The organism is Saccharibacillus sp. CPCC 101409 (assembly GCF_030518235.1).
In the GTDB taxonomy this organism is placed as follows: Bacteria; Bacillota; Bacilli; order Paenibacillales; family Paenibacillaceae; genus Saccharibacillus.
Genome location: NZ_JAULSA010000003.1, coordinates 336,844 through 349,695, shown reverse-complemented (window position 1 = coordinate 349,695; position 12,852 = coordinate 336,844). Strand labels below are relative to the sequence as shown.

At 59.6% G+C, this 12,852-nt stretch carries 13 protein-coding genes; 5 read left to right on the top strand and 8 right to left on the bottom strand.

Annotation, left to right across the window (positions count from 1 at the left end; translation table 11 throughout):
- Positions 1–311 precede the first annotated feature (311 nt).
- Both QWJ34_RS09465 and QWJ34_RS09460 read right to left on the bottom strand, forming a co-directional pair.
- The gene (locus tag QWJ34_RS09465) at positions 312–1,742 is read right to left on the bottom strand and encodes a DUF3999 family protein (RefSeq protein WP_302727250.1); all 1,431 of its coding nucleotides are present in this window, start codon (positions 1,740–1,742) and stop codon (positions 312–314) included.
- Complete coding sequence (locus QWJ34_RS09460; RefSeq protein ID WP_302727248.1) at positions 1,729–4,374, bottom strand: DUF2339 domain-containing protein; 2,646 nt, start codon at positions 4,372–4,374, stop codon at positions 1,729–1,731. The genes QWJ34_RS09465 and QWJ34_RS09460 overlap by 14 nt, the downstream gene beginning before the upstream one ends.
- Before the next feature lie 242 nt (positions 4,375–4,616).
- On the opposite strand from QWJ34_RS09460, the gene QWJ34_RS09455 reads away from it, so the two are divergent.
- The 3 genes from QWJ34_RS09455 to QWJ34_RS09445 all read left to right on the top strand — a co-directional run bounded on the left by QWJ34_RS09455 (position 4,617) and on the right by QWJ34_RS09445 (position 7,337).
- Positions 4,617–5,825 carry an MFS transporter gene (locus QWJ34_RS09455; protein ID WP_302727246.1) on the top strand — a complete coding sequence of 403 codons (1,209 nt, stop codon included), beginning with the start codon at positions 4,617–4,619 and terminating at the stop codon, positions 5,823–5,825.
- Entirely contained in the window at positions 5,818–6,564 is a 747-nt protein-coding gene (locus tag QWJ34_RS09450; RefSeq protein ID WP_302727245.1) for a TetR/AcrR family transcriptional regulator, read from the top strand. The genes QWJ34_RS09455 and QWJ34_RS09450 overlap by 8 nt, the downstream gene beginning before the upstream one ends.
- 242 nt (positions 6,565–6,806) lie before the next feature.
- Positions 6,807–7,337 carry a DoxX family protein gene (locus QWJ34_RS09445; protein WP_302727244.1) on the top strand — a complete coding sequence of 177 codons (531 nt, stop codon included), beginning with the start codon at positions 6,807–6,809 and terminating at the stop codon, positions 7,335–7,337.
- Positions 7,338–7,511: 174 nt separating this feature from the next.
- Here the strand turns inward: QWJ34_RS09445 and QWJ34_RS09440 are convergent, their stop codons facing one another.
- The 3 genes from QWJ34_RS09440 to QWJ34_RS09430 all read right to left on the bottom strand — a co-directional run bounded on the left by QWJ34_RS09440 (position 7,512) and on the right by QWJ34_RS09430 (position 8,916).
- The gene (locus QWJ34_RS09440; RefSeq protein WP_302727232.1) at positions 7,512–8,057 is read right to left on the bottom strand and encodes a DUF2812 domain-containing protein; all 546 of its coding nucleotides are present in this window, start codon (positions 8,055–8,057) and stop codon (positions 7,512–7,514) included.
- Positions 8,035–8,379, bottom strand: coding sequence for a PadR family transcriptional regulator (locus QWJ34_RS09435; RefSeq protein WP_302727231.1), 345 nt, complete (start codon positions 8,377–8,379; stop codon positions 8,035–8,037). Before QWJ34_RS09435 ends, QWJ34_RS09440 begins: the two co-directional genes overlap by 23 nt.
- 195 nt (positions 8,380–8,574) lie before the next feature.
- The gene (locus QWJ34_RS09430) at positions 8,575–8,916 is read right to left on the bottom strand and encodes a winged helix-turn-helix transcriptional regulator (protein ID WP_302727230.1); all 342 of its coding nucleotides are present in this window, start codon (positions 8,914–8,916) and stop codon (positions 8,575–8,577) included.
- Positions 8,917–9,046: 130 nt separating this feature from the next.
- On the opposite strand from QWJ34_RS09430, the gene QWJ34_RS09425 reads away from it, so the two are divergent.
- Entirely contained in the window at positions 9,047–9,949 is a 903-nt protein-coding gene (locus QWJ34_RS09425) for a DsbA family protein (protein ID WP_302727229.1), read from the top strand.
- On the opposite strand, the gene QWJ34_RS09420 is transcribed toward QWJ34_RS09425, so the two are convergent.
- The 3 genes from QWJ34_RS09420 to QWJ34_RS09410 form a co-directional block, all read right to left on the bottom strand.
- Positions 9,940–10,353: a hypothetical protein gene (locus tag QWJ34_RS09420; RefSeq protein WP_302727227.1), complete on the bottom strand. Its 414-nt coding sequence runs from the start codon at positions 10,351–10,353 to the stop codon at positions 9,940–9,942. The genes QWJ34_RS09425 and QWJ34_RS09420 overlap by 10 nt on opposite strands.
- Positions 10,354–10,470: 117 nt before the next feature.
- Positions 10,471–11,514 (bottom strand): glycosyl hydrolase family 18 protein, encoded by a 1,044-nt coding sequence (locus tag QWJ34_RS09415; RefSeq protein ID WP_302727226.1) that lies wholly within the window; start codon positions 11,512–11,514, stop codon positions 10,471–10,473.
- A gap of 241 nt (positions 11,515–11,755) precedes the next feature.
- Positions 11,756–12,127, bottom strand: a complete 372-nt coding sequence (locus QWJ34_RS09410; RefSeq protein WP_302727225.1) for an IDEAL domain-containing protein — start codon at positions 12,125–12,127, stop codon at positions 11,756–11,758.
- Between the two features lie 194 nt (positions 12,128–12,321).
- Between QWJ34_RS09410 and QWJ34_RS09405 the strand changes: the two genes are divergently transcribed.
- Positions 12,322–12,768 carry an RrF2 family transcriptional regulator gene (locus QWJ34_RS09405; protein WP_302727224.1) on the top strand — a complete coding sequence of 149 codons (447 nt, stop codon included), beginning with the start codon at positions 12,322–12,324 and terminating at the stop codon, positions 12,766–12,768.
- Positions 12,769–12,852: the final 84 nt, after the last annotated feature.

The window sequence follows — 12,852 nt, the reverse complement described above, 5'->3', positions numbered from 1 at the left end:
AATCAATCATGCAAATGCGCAACAAATGGAGACCGAATCAGGCATATTTCCCCTAAAAAGCCCGATTCTCTCGAAAATTAGTGCGGATACGCATCAATGATGCCGCATATTCCTCAAAGCGCCGAATTTGTTGCGGATATGCATCAATCGCCGATCCTGCACCATCGACTCGCCGCAGGACTTCGCTCCGGTCGCGTTATACCGCCGAGCGGAAGGCGAATCCGCCCCCGCATCTCCGCATCTCCGCCTATTCGTCTCTCTGCCTATTCGTCTCTCTGCCTATTCGTCTCTCTGCCTATTCGTCTCTCTGCCTACCTCTTCCGCATCTTTCTGCCCACCAGCACGATCAGCAGCAGGGCCACGGCGACGATCACGATGTTGAACAGGATCTGGAGCGAAGCTTTCGCTCCGACTCTGGCGCCGCCGGAAGGGTCGGTTCCCGGCCGGGAGTCGGCCGGGGTGAACGCTTCGGCCGATTCTTTGCCGAGCGAAGCCTGGACCGGGCCGTCCCGCTCGATCTGCGCCCGGAAGTCGGCGATATCGTAGCGGGGCAGCTCCTGCCCTTCCGCGCCGTAAACCAGGCGGTACGGTCCCGCTCCGGTGTCTTCGAACACGATCCGGTCCACCCGGTAGCCGACTTCGATCGACTGGATATCGAGCGGCGGGTTGCCGCCGTTGTCGATCACGATCGTCGGTTTGGGATTGCGTATGGGTTCCGCCAGCAGGATCTCGGTATCGTCGATGCGGCTGCCGTCCAGCTCAAGCCGGTTCAAGCGGCTGGGCGACAACACGTCGGCGCTGCGGCTTGGAGTCGGCTCGATACCGAACAAACGGCTGAAGCCGCTGGAGCCGTCGGAAGCTTCGGCGTTCACGACGATCCGGTCGATCTTGAGCCGGTCCGCGTTGTAGAGAACGACCCGCGACATCGTCAGCGCCGGTTCCACGTTGAACGGCAGTTCCTTCGTCCGCAGGTACTGCTCCCCGCGCAGCGGGACTCCGTTATCCTCCAGCGTCGCCGCGGCGAAGTCCAGATCCTCCGCGTTATTCGGCACGGTCAGGCGGTAATAGCCGTACTTGAGCGGCCGCCCCGCCTCGATCACGTCCCGGCTCACGCCGTCTTCCGCCCGGTACAGCTCGCCTTCGGCCGCCTGCTCCCAGCGCCTGCCGTCGTAGCTGCCTTCGAGCGTAACCGTCTTGAGAAAGCTCCGATTCGGCAGTTCAAACACGATCCGGCTGCCGACAACGTCTTCGTTCTCCGCTTCCGGCACCACCCGAAAATCGAACCGGCTTCGGTCTTCCGAGTCCGCGCGGTCCACCCGTTCCATCCGATAGGAACGCTCCGGTCCGCGTTCGTCTTCGCCGCCGGATTCGATATAGTAAGGCACCCATTCGCCGGACGCGTTGACGACGCGCACGTCCTCCAGATTCTCCTGCGCCCGCGCGTAGACGTCTTCGTCCAGAAAAACGGCCTGGTAAGCCGAGCCTTCCGCCGTCGTAATGTCTTTGGCGAACGGCCACAGCGCCCCGGTCGGGCCCGGCGCGGGCGCTCCGGAAGCCGAGGCCGGGCTTTCCCGCGCAGCGGCCGGAGCGAGCGCTAGCGTCAGCGCGCATATCGCGGTTCCAAACCGAAGAAATCTTTGAATGCTGCGCTTGCGCCGTTCTTGCGGCCGCGGATTGCTTTTTAAAGCAGCTTCCGCCGTCCGCTCCGCCCAAATCTGCGCGGCGTGTTTAGGATTCCGCATCGGGGCTTCCTCCTCCTTTCGTCTGCCCGGTTTGTTCCGCCTCCTCTTCCATCCGGTTCGAGACCCGCTGATACACGTACGAGATGCCGAGCAGGATAAAGCCCGCCACGAAGTACGCGATAATCCGGCTGCCCAGTCCCGACAAGCCGAGATCGACCGCCAGCAGCTTCGCCGTGCACAGCAGCGTCAGCGCAAGACCCATCCGGCGGATATACACGTAGCGGCGGCGGAAGCCGTACACGATGCACGCCAGCGCGATCAGCAGATACGCGATGCTGTACGTCATGCCGAAATTCTCGATCCGCAGCTGCTGCGACAGCAGCGCGGTCAGCATGATCGTCCCGTATGCCGCCACGCCGACCGGATACCACTCGCCGCTCGCCGGGTAGCGCCGCACCCATTTTCTCGCCTGGACCGTCGCGCTCCAGAACACGGCGGCGTTGACCGCGATCATAACGGCCAGCGCCAGGTAATCGTCGAATGCCCGGTCGGCCGGATCGTAAGGCAGCACCCGCACGCCCAGCATTTGCAAAATGACGATCAGGCAGCCGATTCCGTGCAGCACCGAAGCATAGATCGACACGAACCGGTCCCGCAGCAGCTCCGTGCGCTCCAGCGCCTGCGACAGCAGGACGGAGACGGCGGCGGCGAGCAGCATTTTGTAGAAGGTGTAATGGCCTGCGTCTTCCGGTACCCACAGGTCGTACAAATAGAACGTCTCGTAAAGTCCGTAGAACCACAGATTCACGAGCGACACATAACGGAACGTCAGCAGAATCCGGCGCTCCTCCGCGTTATGCGGCCGGATCGCGCTCCGGCTGCCCGGGGACGACCCGTCCGGTTCCGCAGACGCCCGCTCCCGCCGCGCATGCTCTCTTTCGCTCCGCCACTCCAGCGCGTAGAAGACCGACAGGCCGAGCGCGGCGAGCGTAAGGATCGTATATTTGGGCATAAAGTAAGGCGACGACACGCCGATCAGCTCGTAAAGCGCCGTCTGCGGCAGGTCCGCCAGAACAAACGCCAGCACGCACAGCAGCATCACGGCCCAGCCGGCTCTTTCCAGCAGTTTCGAGCCGGTCCGGCGGCCGTAGACGCTGAGCACGCAGGCCTCCGCCACCCAGCCGAGCGACGTCCACTGCCAGCCGAGCTGGAACGGAACGACGAGCACGGCGAACGTCAGCGAAGTTGCGTAGAACAGCAGGCGGGCGCCTTTTTCCCCGGGCAGATGCTTCTCCGACAGCCAGCCGAGTCCCGCGTACAGCAGGCAGAACAGCAGCGCCAGCAGGCCCCGGAACTCGATGCCTTCGGACGTTTCGAGCAGGCCGTACATGACGCCGCAGCCGACGACCGTGTTCGCGCCGAGCAGCACCACGTCCCATTCTGCCAATTTTTGCTTGAACCGGAACGGATACGCAAGCGTCGCCAGCAGATACATCAGGAACGTCACAAACGCGTACGCGGCTCCTACCCAGCGGCTGTCCGCCAGTCCGGCCAGCAGCAGCATCGACGGCGTGTTCAGCAGGAAGCTGATATACTGCACGGCGGACCATTTTTTATACAGCGAAACGAGCACAAGCAGCAGATTCAGCAGGAACAAATACCCCATCGCCAGATAAACGGCCGGTCCCGACAGCCCTTCGGCCAGCGCGTACGACAGCAGCGGCAGATAGCCGCCGACCAGTCCCAGCGCGCAGATCGTTCGCGACTCGTACCGCAGCGACAGCAGCACGACGGCGAGCGTGACCAGCACGGACAGCAGCAGCGCCGTTATCATGCCGATGATGCCGAGCAGGAAATAGCTGTAGAATACCGATCCGTACAGCACCGCCGTCCCGCCTCCGAGCAGCCCGAGCGCGAACGTGCGGCGTTTGCGCCGGTACAGCCATTCGCCGCCCGCCAGCAGAATCGCCCCGAATACGAAAAAGACGCTGCCGCGCACATAATCGTTGAACCACATCGAATACGAGTAGCTGAAGCCCATGCCGACCGCGATCAGGATCAGCAGGATCGCCAGGCGGTTGATCCAGTTCAGGCCGATCTTCATCTCGAGCCGGTTCTGCCGGATACGCTTCTGCACGGTCGCTTCGTCGACGCCTTCGCTTCCCAGCCGGCCGTAACCCTCCGTCATCGGCTCCTTTGCGCCGAGATTCGCTTCGTCCTGCCAGCGCCGCCGGCGATCCAGCCGCTGCTCGAGATCGGCCGACAGCTCGGCCAGCTGCCGCCGGAATTCCTCGCCGTCCCGTTCGCCCAATTTCCTCGAAGCCGTCATCATCTTATGTATATGGGCTTTGGACTGCTCTTCGAACTGCCGGAGCCGATTCGCCTGCGCGCCTTCCTGTCCGCTGAAATACGTTTCCATCTTGCGGCTCGACAGCCTCAGAATATTCAGCTTCTCGTCCAGGATCTGCTCGGTCAGCGAGATTCTCAGCTCCGAATTTTCTTTGCTCAGCTTGTCGCTTTCCGCCCGCAGTTCGGCCAGCCTTCGCCTGTCCTGTTCGGTCTGGCGGCGCAGCTTCTCGTTCTCGCTGATCAGGTCGCTCGCTTCGTACTCTTCGAGCAGGGCCCGCGTCTCGCGCAGCAGATTGCGCTGGTTGCTTTCGATCGCGAGCAGCCGCTCCTTGAATTCGTTCATCTTCCGCAGCCTCCTTCGTTTGAACGCCAATGGCGATAACGTCGTATTTGTGAAAGTCCGGGATGTTGAATCTACTATATAGGGGTTCTGGTGGAAAAAGGGTTACTTCCTGTTACCCTTTTTGTCATCTTTATGATTGCGAAAAAGGGAGTTTAATCGGTATTTACTTTGCGGACAAAAAAAGATAAGATGAACACGCCAAAGGATTACACAGTGTAAACCATAAAAAGGAGAATGCTTGTATGTCCGCTTCTTCTCGCCGATTCGGCCTGCCTCTGCTGATTCTGATGCTTAACTTGTTTATCGCGCTGCTCGGCCAGGGCATGGTTATCCCTATTCTGCCCGATTACTTGAAACAATTCGATGCGGCCGGCACCGCAGCCGGATATCTGGTCGCCGCATTCGGCGCGGCCCAGTTCCTGTTCTCGCCGGTCGGCGGACAGCTGTCGGACCGATTCGGACGCAAAAAGTTGATTATGACCGGGTTGTTCTTTACGGTCGTGTCGGATTATCTGTTCGCAATCAGCCATACGCTCGGTCTGCTTTACGCCGCCCGCTTTATCGGCGGAATCGGCCTGGGGCTGATGGTGCCGTCCGTTATGGCTTATGTGGCCGACAGTACTACGCCGCAGACGCGGGCCAAAGGCATGGGGTATCTGGGCGCCGCCATGAATCTCGGCATGGTGCTCGGGCCCGGGCTCGGCGGCCTGATTGCCGGCTTCGGCATCCGGGTCCCGTATTACTGCGCGGCGGGCCTGGGCCTGATCGCCACGATCCTCACACTGCTGCTGCGCGAATCGCTGCCGCCGGAACTTCGCCGAACCGCCGGTTCGAACCGCCGCGGACGCGAGCCTCTCCTGCGCGGCATCGCCGATTCGTTCCGCACGCCCTACTTTCGCTATCTGCTTCTTGTACTGGTGATGACATTCGGTCTGGTCAATTACGAGACCGTTTATGCGTTGTTCGTCGAGCAAAAATACGGCTTTGACGCCGGACGCATCTCGATCGTGATTACACTCGGAGCGGTGATCGGCATCGTCTGCCAGCTATGGCTGCTCGACCTGCTCGTGCGGCGGCTCGGCGAAACGAAACTGATCCGCCTATCGCTGGTCGTAACGGCCGCCGCCCTGCTTCTGATGCTGATTAAGATCAATTTGTTTTATCTGCTGACCGTATCGGCGCTTTTTTTCGCGTTCAACTCTTTTTTGCGGCCGACGGTCGGCACGCTGATTGCCAATGCCGCGGGAGACCGCCAGGGCTACGCGTCGGGGCTCAATACCACTTATATGAGCCTCGGCAGCGTCGCCGGTCCGCTTCTTGCCGGCGCTCTGTTTGACAGACAGCCGAATTCGCCCTATATTTTAGGAGCTTTTATCCTGCTGGCGGCGCTCTCCCTAACGGGCCGGAGCGAACGAACGCCGGCTTCGGAACGGAAGTTAAATCATGAATGAAACGTGGCATCAATACCGCAAACAGCAGAACCGGGAAGAACTGATCGCGGCCGGCCGCTCCCTTTTTCTCGAACGCGGATTTCCGAACGTGGCGGTCAAGGACGTCTGCGAACAATCCGGCGTCAGCCGCGTCACCTTCTATAAGCATTTCGATTCGCTCGACGAGCTGATCTTCGAAGTGCAAATGGAGGCGATGGAGCATATGGCGAACTTCGTGCGGGAAACGGGCCGCAGGACGGCGGAAGATCCTGCGGTGCCAGAAGCGCAGACTCCCCGAGCTCCTTCTTCTGCCGCCGGGACGGACGGCGCGTCCGTTCTGCGTGCCATGCTGGAAGCCTGGACGCTGTACGCGTCCGTTAACCGCGGTTATATGAAGTTTATTCTGCTGTTCGACCTGCATTACGACGCGTACCCGCCGGAAAGGGCGCTGCAGGAACGCTATAAAACGTTTATCGACGAGCGCAAAGCCGACCACTTTTTAAATCCGGCGCTCGAAGCCGGCCTCCGCGACGGTTCGCTGCATCCGGATCTCGATCTCAAAGCGACGAGCGAATTCGTGTTCACCGCGATGATGGGCCTGCTGCAAAAATTGAGTTTGTCGCCGGCGCGGCGGGAGATGGATAAAGAGGATGCGCGGGGGCAGGCGGAGGCCGCGATCTCCCGGCGGTTTATCGACATGATCCTGCATTCGCTCAAAAACGTTCCGGAGCTGCCGGAAAGCGGCGCAGAGCGCCGGTAACGTCTATTTTGTCCTGCGGATAGACGTTACCGCTTCCGGCTTCGGCTTCGGCTTCGGCTTCGGCTTCGGCTTCGGCTTCGGCTTCGGACAAATATTTTAAATTTTATTTAATATTGTGATTTTTATCACATTTAAAATTTTAGATTTAATTTAAGATAAGGACATGGAAGAGATGATCATCAACCAAAACAAACGAGCCGCCCGAAAGAGCGACTAAATAAACTCACAGGAGAGTGGAGAAAATGAACAACTGGCTGAGAACAAACAAAGTGGCAATGTGGATGCTGACCGTACTGCGCGTGTATATCGGGTACAAATGGATTACCGGAGGCTGGGGCAAGCTGACCGGCGGATTCGACGCTTCGGGCTTCCTGCAGGGCGCGCTGGCGCAGGCAGGCGGCGACCACCCGTCGGTGCAGCCGATCTGGGCAAGCTTCCTGGAACACTTCGCCATCCCGAACGTCGGCCTGTTCAACGTACTGGTTCCAATCGGTGAATTCGCGGTCGGCCTGGGCCTGATCCTGGGGATGTTCACAACGTTCGCCGCTCTCATGGGCATGGTCATGAACTTCGCGTTCGTCTTCTCGGGCACCGTCAGCACCAACCCTTACCTGATCCTGGCGGAAATCTTCATCGTCGTCGCCGCTCTGAACGCAGGCAAGATCGGTCTGGACCGCTGGGTGATTCCTTACCTGAGAGCGCATGTCTGGGGCCGCAAAAACAAAGAACAAGCCCCTACCGGCGGCGTTCCGACTCAAACCAAAGCCGCTTAACCGGACAAAAAACAAGCAGCGCCGCCTCCCGCATTCTTCGCGAATGTTGGAGAACGGCGCTTTTATTTTACGATTTATTTTGATCCTGTAATCCGCGTGCTTTGCCGGTTAAGCGTCCGGACGATCCGTTACAGCGCGAGTCAATCGGCTTCGGACCGGAACGCCGCTTCTTCTTTACTCGTACAGTCCGCTCTCGCGCTTGACCCGCCGGATCTTGCTTATGTAGACGAACATCATCCATAGAAAAGGCAGCGATACCGCCGCCCCGAGCAGCGTCAGCGTATCGGCGGTTCCGCGCGCCGCGGAACCGGCTGCGAGCGCTGCGTTGCCGACGCCGAGCAGCCCGGCCGTCAGCGCTGCTTTGCGATAATTCGCAGCCTGCGACGAACGGTCGGTATAGAGGCGGAAAACGCCTTCGTCGGCGCGCCGCCGGAAGTAAGCCCAGCGCAGGCAGCGCGTAACGTACTGCGCTCCGCCGCCCTGTACGAACCCCAGCTGTTCCCGCGCGCCGCGGGACAGCATCGGCGCCGCGTCGAGCAGCAGCATCCCGTAGCGGTATTCGCCCGGCGTTCCGCGTTCGAACGCATACCGGCGCGCATACATACGGGTCAGGTTCCAGCCTGCCCCGGCCATCTCGTTGAGCCACGCCTCTTCTTTTTCATGATCGAAAAACCATCTGATGCGTTTGATCTCCTTCTTAATCCGCTCGCCGCCGCTCATCGCGATTCCTCCCCATGATTTCCAGTCCGCCGCTTACCAGCTCCCGCAGCCGTTCCAGCTCCGCCGCAGCCGTTTCCCGGCCGAGTCCGGTAATGACATATTCTTTCCTGCGTCCGTCGGTTTCCGCGTTCGCCGGCTCGATCCAGCCTTTCTCCGTCATGTTCTTCAGCGCTCCGTACAGCGTGCCCGGCCCAAGATTGACCCGCTCGCGGCTCATCTCCCGCACAAACTGCATGATGCCGTAGCCGTGCCGCGGTTCGTGCAGGGACAGCAGAATGTAGTACGCGGCTTCGGTGAGCGGCTGCGCATCCCGGCTCTCCACGTCGTTCGCCTCCTTTCATATCGCCCAGCGATATATCGTCTACCGATATAATAGCACCAACTATATCGCGTGTCGATACAAAAAATCGTTTTCGCATCCGATGAACGAAGGACTTCGCAGTCCGCCGCATCGGCGCAAAAACGATTGAATAAGAATAAAAAAGGGCAGAACGTCCACGGTCCGTTTGCTTGCTTTTCACGATTCCGGCATATGCTTTCCGCCCCACGTTACGATCGCTTCGATCAGCGGCACAAGCTCCCTGCCCGCTTCGGTCAGCGAATACTCGACTCTCAGCGGCATCTCCATATAGGCTTCGCGATGAACGACTCCGTAAGCGATCAGCTCTTTTAGCGAATTCGCCAGCGTTGTGGCCGTGATGCCGCCCAGTTTTCTTTTCAACTCGTTATGCCGGATCGGCTCGTGCTCCGCAAGCACGGCAAGCAGCGGCAGATTCCATTTCCCTCCGACAACCTGAAAAGAAAAAGCGGCCGGACAAAGTTTCTTTCTATCGAATTCGTTAATTACGGCAGCCTCCAATCCGCGGGGCGGTATCTTTTGATGTACCAGGTTCGGAAAAAGACAGTTATTGATGCCCGCCCGATAAGTCTTATAATTGTACTACGTGACAGAAGGAAAGTTAATAGGATTTGAAAAGGGGAGGATGTCCATGAACAACAATAGGTTTTGCGACCTGAACACCGGCGTATGCGGTCCCGCGGAAGAAGATTCGAACGGGATCGTGAATTTCGCGCCGGAAGCGCCGAAAACGACGTTGTACTACGTAACGGACCCCATCTGCTCCCACTGCTGGGCGCTCGAACCGGTACTGAGCCGCTTCGTTCATCAGTACGGACAATACTTCCGTTTGCATATCGTGATGGGCGGCCTGCTGCCGAGCTGGCACGGATTCGGCGACAGCGCCAACGGAATCGGCAAACCGGCCGACGTCGCGCAGCATTGGAGAGAAGTCGGGGAACATTCGAGAATGCCGATCGACGGCGGGTTATGGCTCGACAATCCGGTCCAGTCATCGTTCCCTCCGTCGCGGGTATTCAAAGTCATTCAACACAAGCACGCGGGCAAAGAACAGGAATTTCTGCGCAAAGCCCGCGAACAGCTTTTTGCTTTCAACGAAAATATCGCCGAGGACCGCAGCCTGATTCGGCTTGTCGATCAAATCGGCCTGGACGGGGCGGCGGTCGTGGAAGAAGCGTCGCTCGAACCGGCGCAGGATCTGCTGGAGGAAGACTTCGCCCTGGCCGCCCGGCTCGGCGTCCGCGGATTTCCGACGATCGCGATCGTAAACGAAGAGAATCGGGGCGTGAAGATCGTGGGCGCCCGGCCGCTCGAAGCTTATGTAAAAGGTCTTGAAGAAGTCCTGCAAAAAACGCCGATCGCCGCCGATTTGCCCGAATTCGGCGAATGGTCATCGGGCGGCGAGAAGCGTTTCGGCAAAGAAATCGAAGTCATGTACGATCTGCATCCCGAGCAGGTGGAAGCTTTTATCGCGTCGCAGCCGGGCAGCGCGTCCGAGCGTATCCGATACGTGCTCGGCGAGCTTTATATTTGAGAAAACCGCCGCCGGGCCGGACGTCCCGGCACGTTTACGCCGTGGCTGCGCGCCAGATCGATCAGGGCCGAAGCGCCGAAGTGCACAGCCATCAGCACTTCTTCCCGCTCGGCCTGGCTGCGGTAAGCGGGCGGCGAGGCGGGCAGCGCGTCCGCTTCGCTCAAACGCAGAGCCGGCTCGATGCCCGCCGAAGGATCGGCGCCTTCCTCCGCGCACAGCACCAGCAGTTCGAGCAGTTCCGCCGCCCGCTCGGGATCGCGGATGACCACCGGCGCCCCGTCTTCGGCTTCCGTCTCGTGCCCGACCAGCTCGCTCAGCATCAGCCCCGCCCACTCGGCGACTTCCGTCGCTTCCTCCGGCAGCACCCGAACCCGGATCATACTTTCGTTCATCCCGTTTTGCATGTGTATTCACTCCTCCTGATTCCGTTTCTTTATCCTTATTGTAAGAAATAAAATAAGAAGATAAAGAGAAGATTGTCAGGACGGAATTTCGTATTTTACAGCCCCTGCTGCAAAACGCTATTTCAGGCCCGCGTTCAGCGCGGTCCAGAACGAACCGTCTTCCATCCCCAGCGCATACACGGACGTACCGGCCAGCTTGTATTTGCCGACCAGACGGGTCTTGACCTTGACGCTGTAGGCATCTTCGTACCAGACCACATGCTTGTCCCCGTTCTTCGCCGTATAGCGCAGCACCATGGACGCCGTGGCGGAATCGCGCTTCGCGGCGTTCTTATGCGCCGAGGCAAGTTTGTTCGCCTGGGTCCAGGTGATCATAAAGCCGCTTTCGTCCGAGGGATTGGACAGATTCCAATCGTTGGCGTAAGCCGGCATGCCCATCAGCAGCTTGGACGGCTTGATCTTCGACGCGGAGTATTTGAGCGTCGATTCGATCCAATCGAGTCCGGCCGATGTGCCGGGTTCGCTCCATTTGCCGTATTCGTCGTAAGTCATGAGCTGCACCAGGTCGGCGTATTTCCCGATCGCGGCGTAATCGAACGCGCCCGTCCAGTCGTCCTCCGGATCGTCCGACGCTTTCGCCGGCACCGAGATCATCGTCGATTTCCCGTGCTTGCGCAGTTCCCGGGCGGTATCGCGCACGAACAGGCTCAGCGCGCCGCGGTCTTCCGGCCGCACGGCTTCGAAGTCGAGATTGATCCCGGCATAGCCGTTTTCCAGCACGGTATCGCGTATATGGCCGATCAATCGGCTTTTCGCTCCCGGATCGGTCAGCACCCGGTGCGCGATATCCGGGTCCCATTCGCTTTCGCCGTAATTCGATACCAGCGCCCACGTTTGCAGCTTGAAGTCCGCCGCCCGGTCCAGCGCTTCTTCCGGCACTTCCCCGACCAGGTTTCCGTCTCCGTCGGTGCTGAGCGTATCGGTAGCCAGGCCGGTGAAATACCGGTGATACCGTTCCAGCGCCGCGTCCGATTCGTCCGTGTAATAAGCCAGAACAACCGGCTTCTCGTTCGCGTCCGCCTGTGCCGGCTTCGAGCCGGCGCAGCCGGCCAGCAGTACGGCCGCGGCCAGCAGCCCGGCGATTCCTCTGCGTTTCGTCATTCTCGTTCCTCCGCTTCCGACGCACGATTCCGCCGCCTCGTGATTCTCGTATTTTACAGCCTGTATCTTCATTCTATTTCTTATATCGTCGGCTGCCGCTCCATTGTATAACAGGCCGCGCCAAAAAAGAGAAGAACACAAAAAAGCGTCCCGGTCGCTGAAGGATCGGAGGCGCTCTATGTGTGAATCGTCAGGCTATAGGGTCGTTCCAGCCGAATCTGTAAAAGGATAAGCCGCTTTATCACCGGATGTCCGGCGATCCCAGACGATTGACCGGTTTGTAACCCGCTCCGTCTTCCCGGCGTCTCATGCGTTTCGGGCCGCTGCGAAGCTCGCCCGTCAGCTCGTTGAACCATTCTTCGTCGCGAATCTGGAGCGCCAGGTCGATCAGGCTTCTCAGCTCCTGTTCGCTCTTGCGCGGACTGTCCGAAAGTTTCTTCATGCCCCGGTCGGACACGGCGATTTCTTTGCCCATCAGCTCTTTGTTGTCGCTGTGGGTCACCTGCAGCAGAGCCGTCTGAATCGGCGCGCTCGCGGCAATCAGATATCCGTGTACCAGAGCTCCGTCGTCGGTATAAGCTTGAACCCATTCTCCCGTCGTCCATTTACTCATCTCGAACCACCTCTCTCTTCCCCGGTTGAAGTTTGTTGTTTGCCTGATTCGGCTGAAGGAATTATACTGGTGCTATAACTGTAATTATAAAGTATACAGTTCTAAAGGTCAAGGAAGGTGAAGAAGCCTTCGCCCTGCCGCAGCTGACCTTCAGAGCTTATCTTTATATTAAGTCAAGTTCAGGAGGAATAAACATGAATAGCGAATTTCCTGCCGCCGTTCATCTGCTCGTTTATCTGGCTCACCTGCCCGGACGCACGGCCAACAGCGAAGAGCTGGCGCTCAGCCTGCATATCAACCCCGCCCGCGTGCGCAAAACGATGCGCTGTCTGCGGGAACAAGGTTGGGTCTCCACCCGCGAAGGACTGGGCGGCGGCTATTCGCTGGACGCCGATCCCGCGGCTCTCCGGCTCTCCGACGTGTACCGCGCGACGGACTGCGGCGGACTGCGCCCGAAGAAAGGCACGGGCCGCGCCGATTCCGATTGTCCGGTGGGCTCCGGCATCGCCGGCGCGATGGACGGCTACTTCGCCGAAGCGGAGCGCCGCTACCTGGAAGCTTTCGACGGCGTGACGATCCGCGACGTGCTGGAGAAGACGACGCGGAGCGATTCTTCCGCCGGCGAAGCGGCGCCCGGTTGACGCGGCCGCCCCATGCGGCAGGCGACTATCTGCGCAGGGCATACAGCAAAAAGCCGCGGCCGTCGAAAAGACGGACCGCGGCTT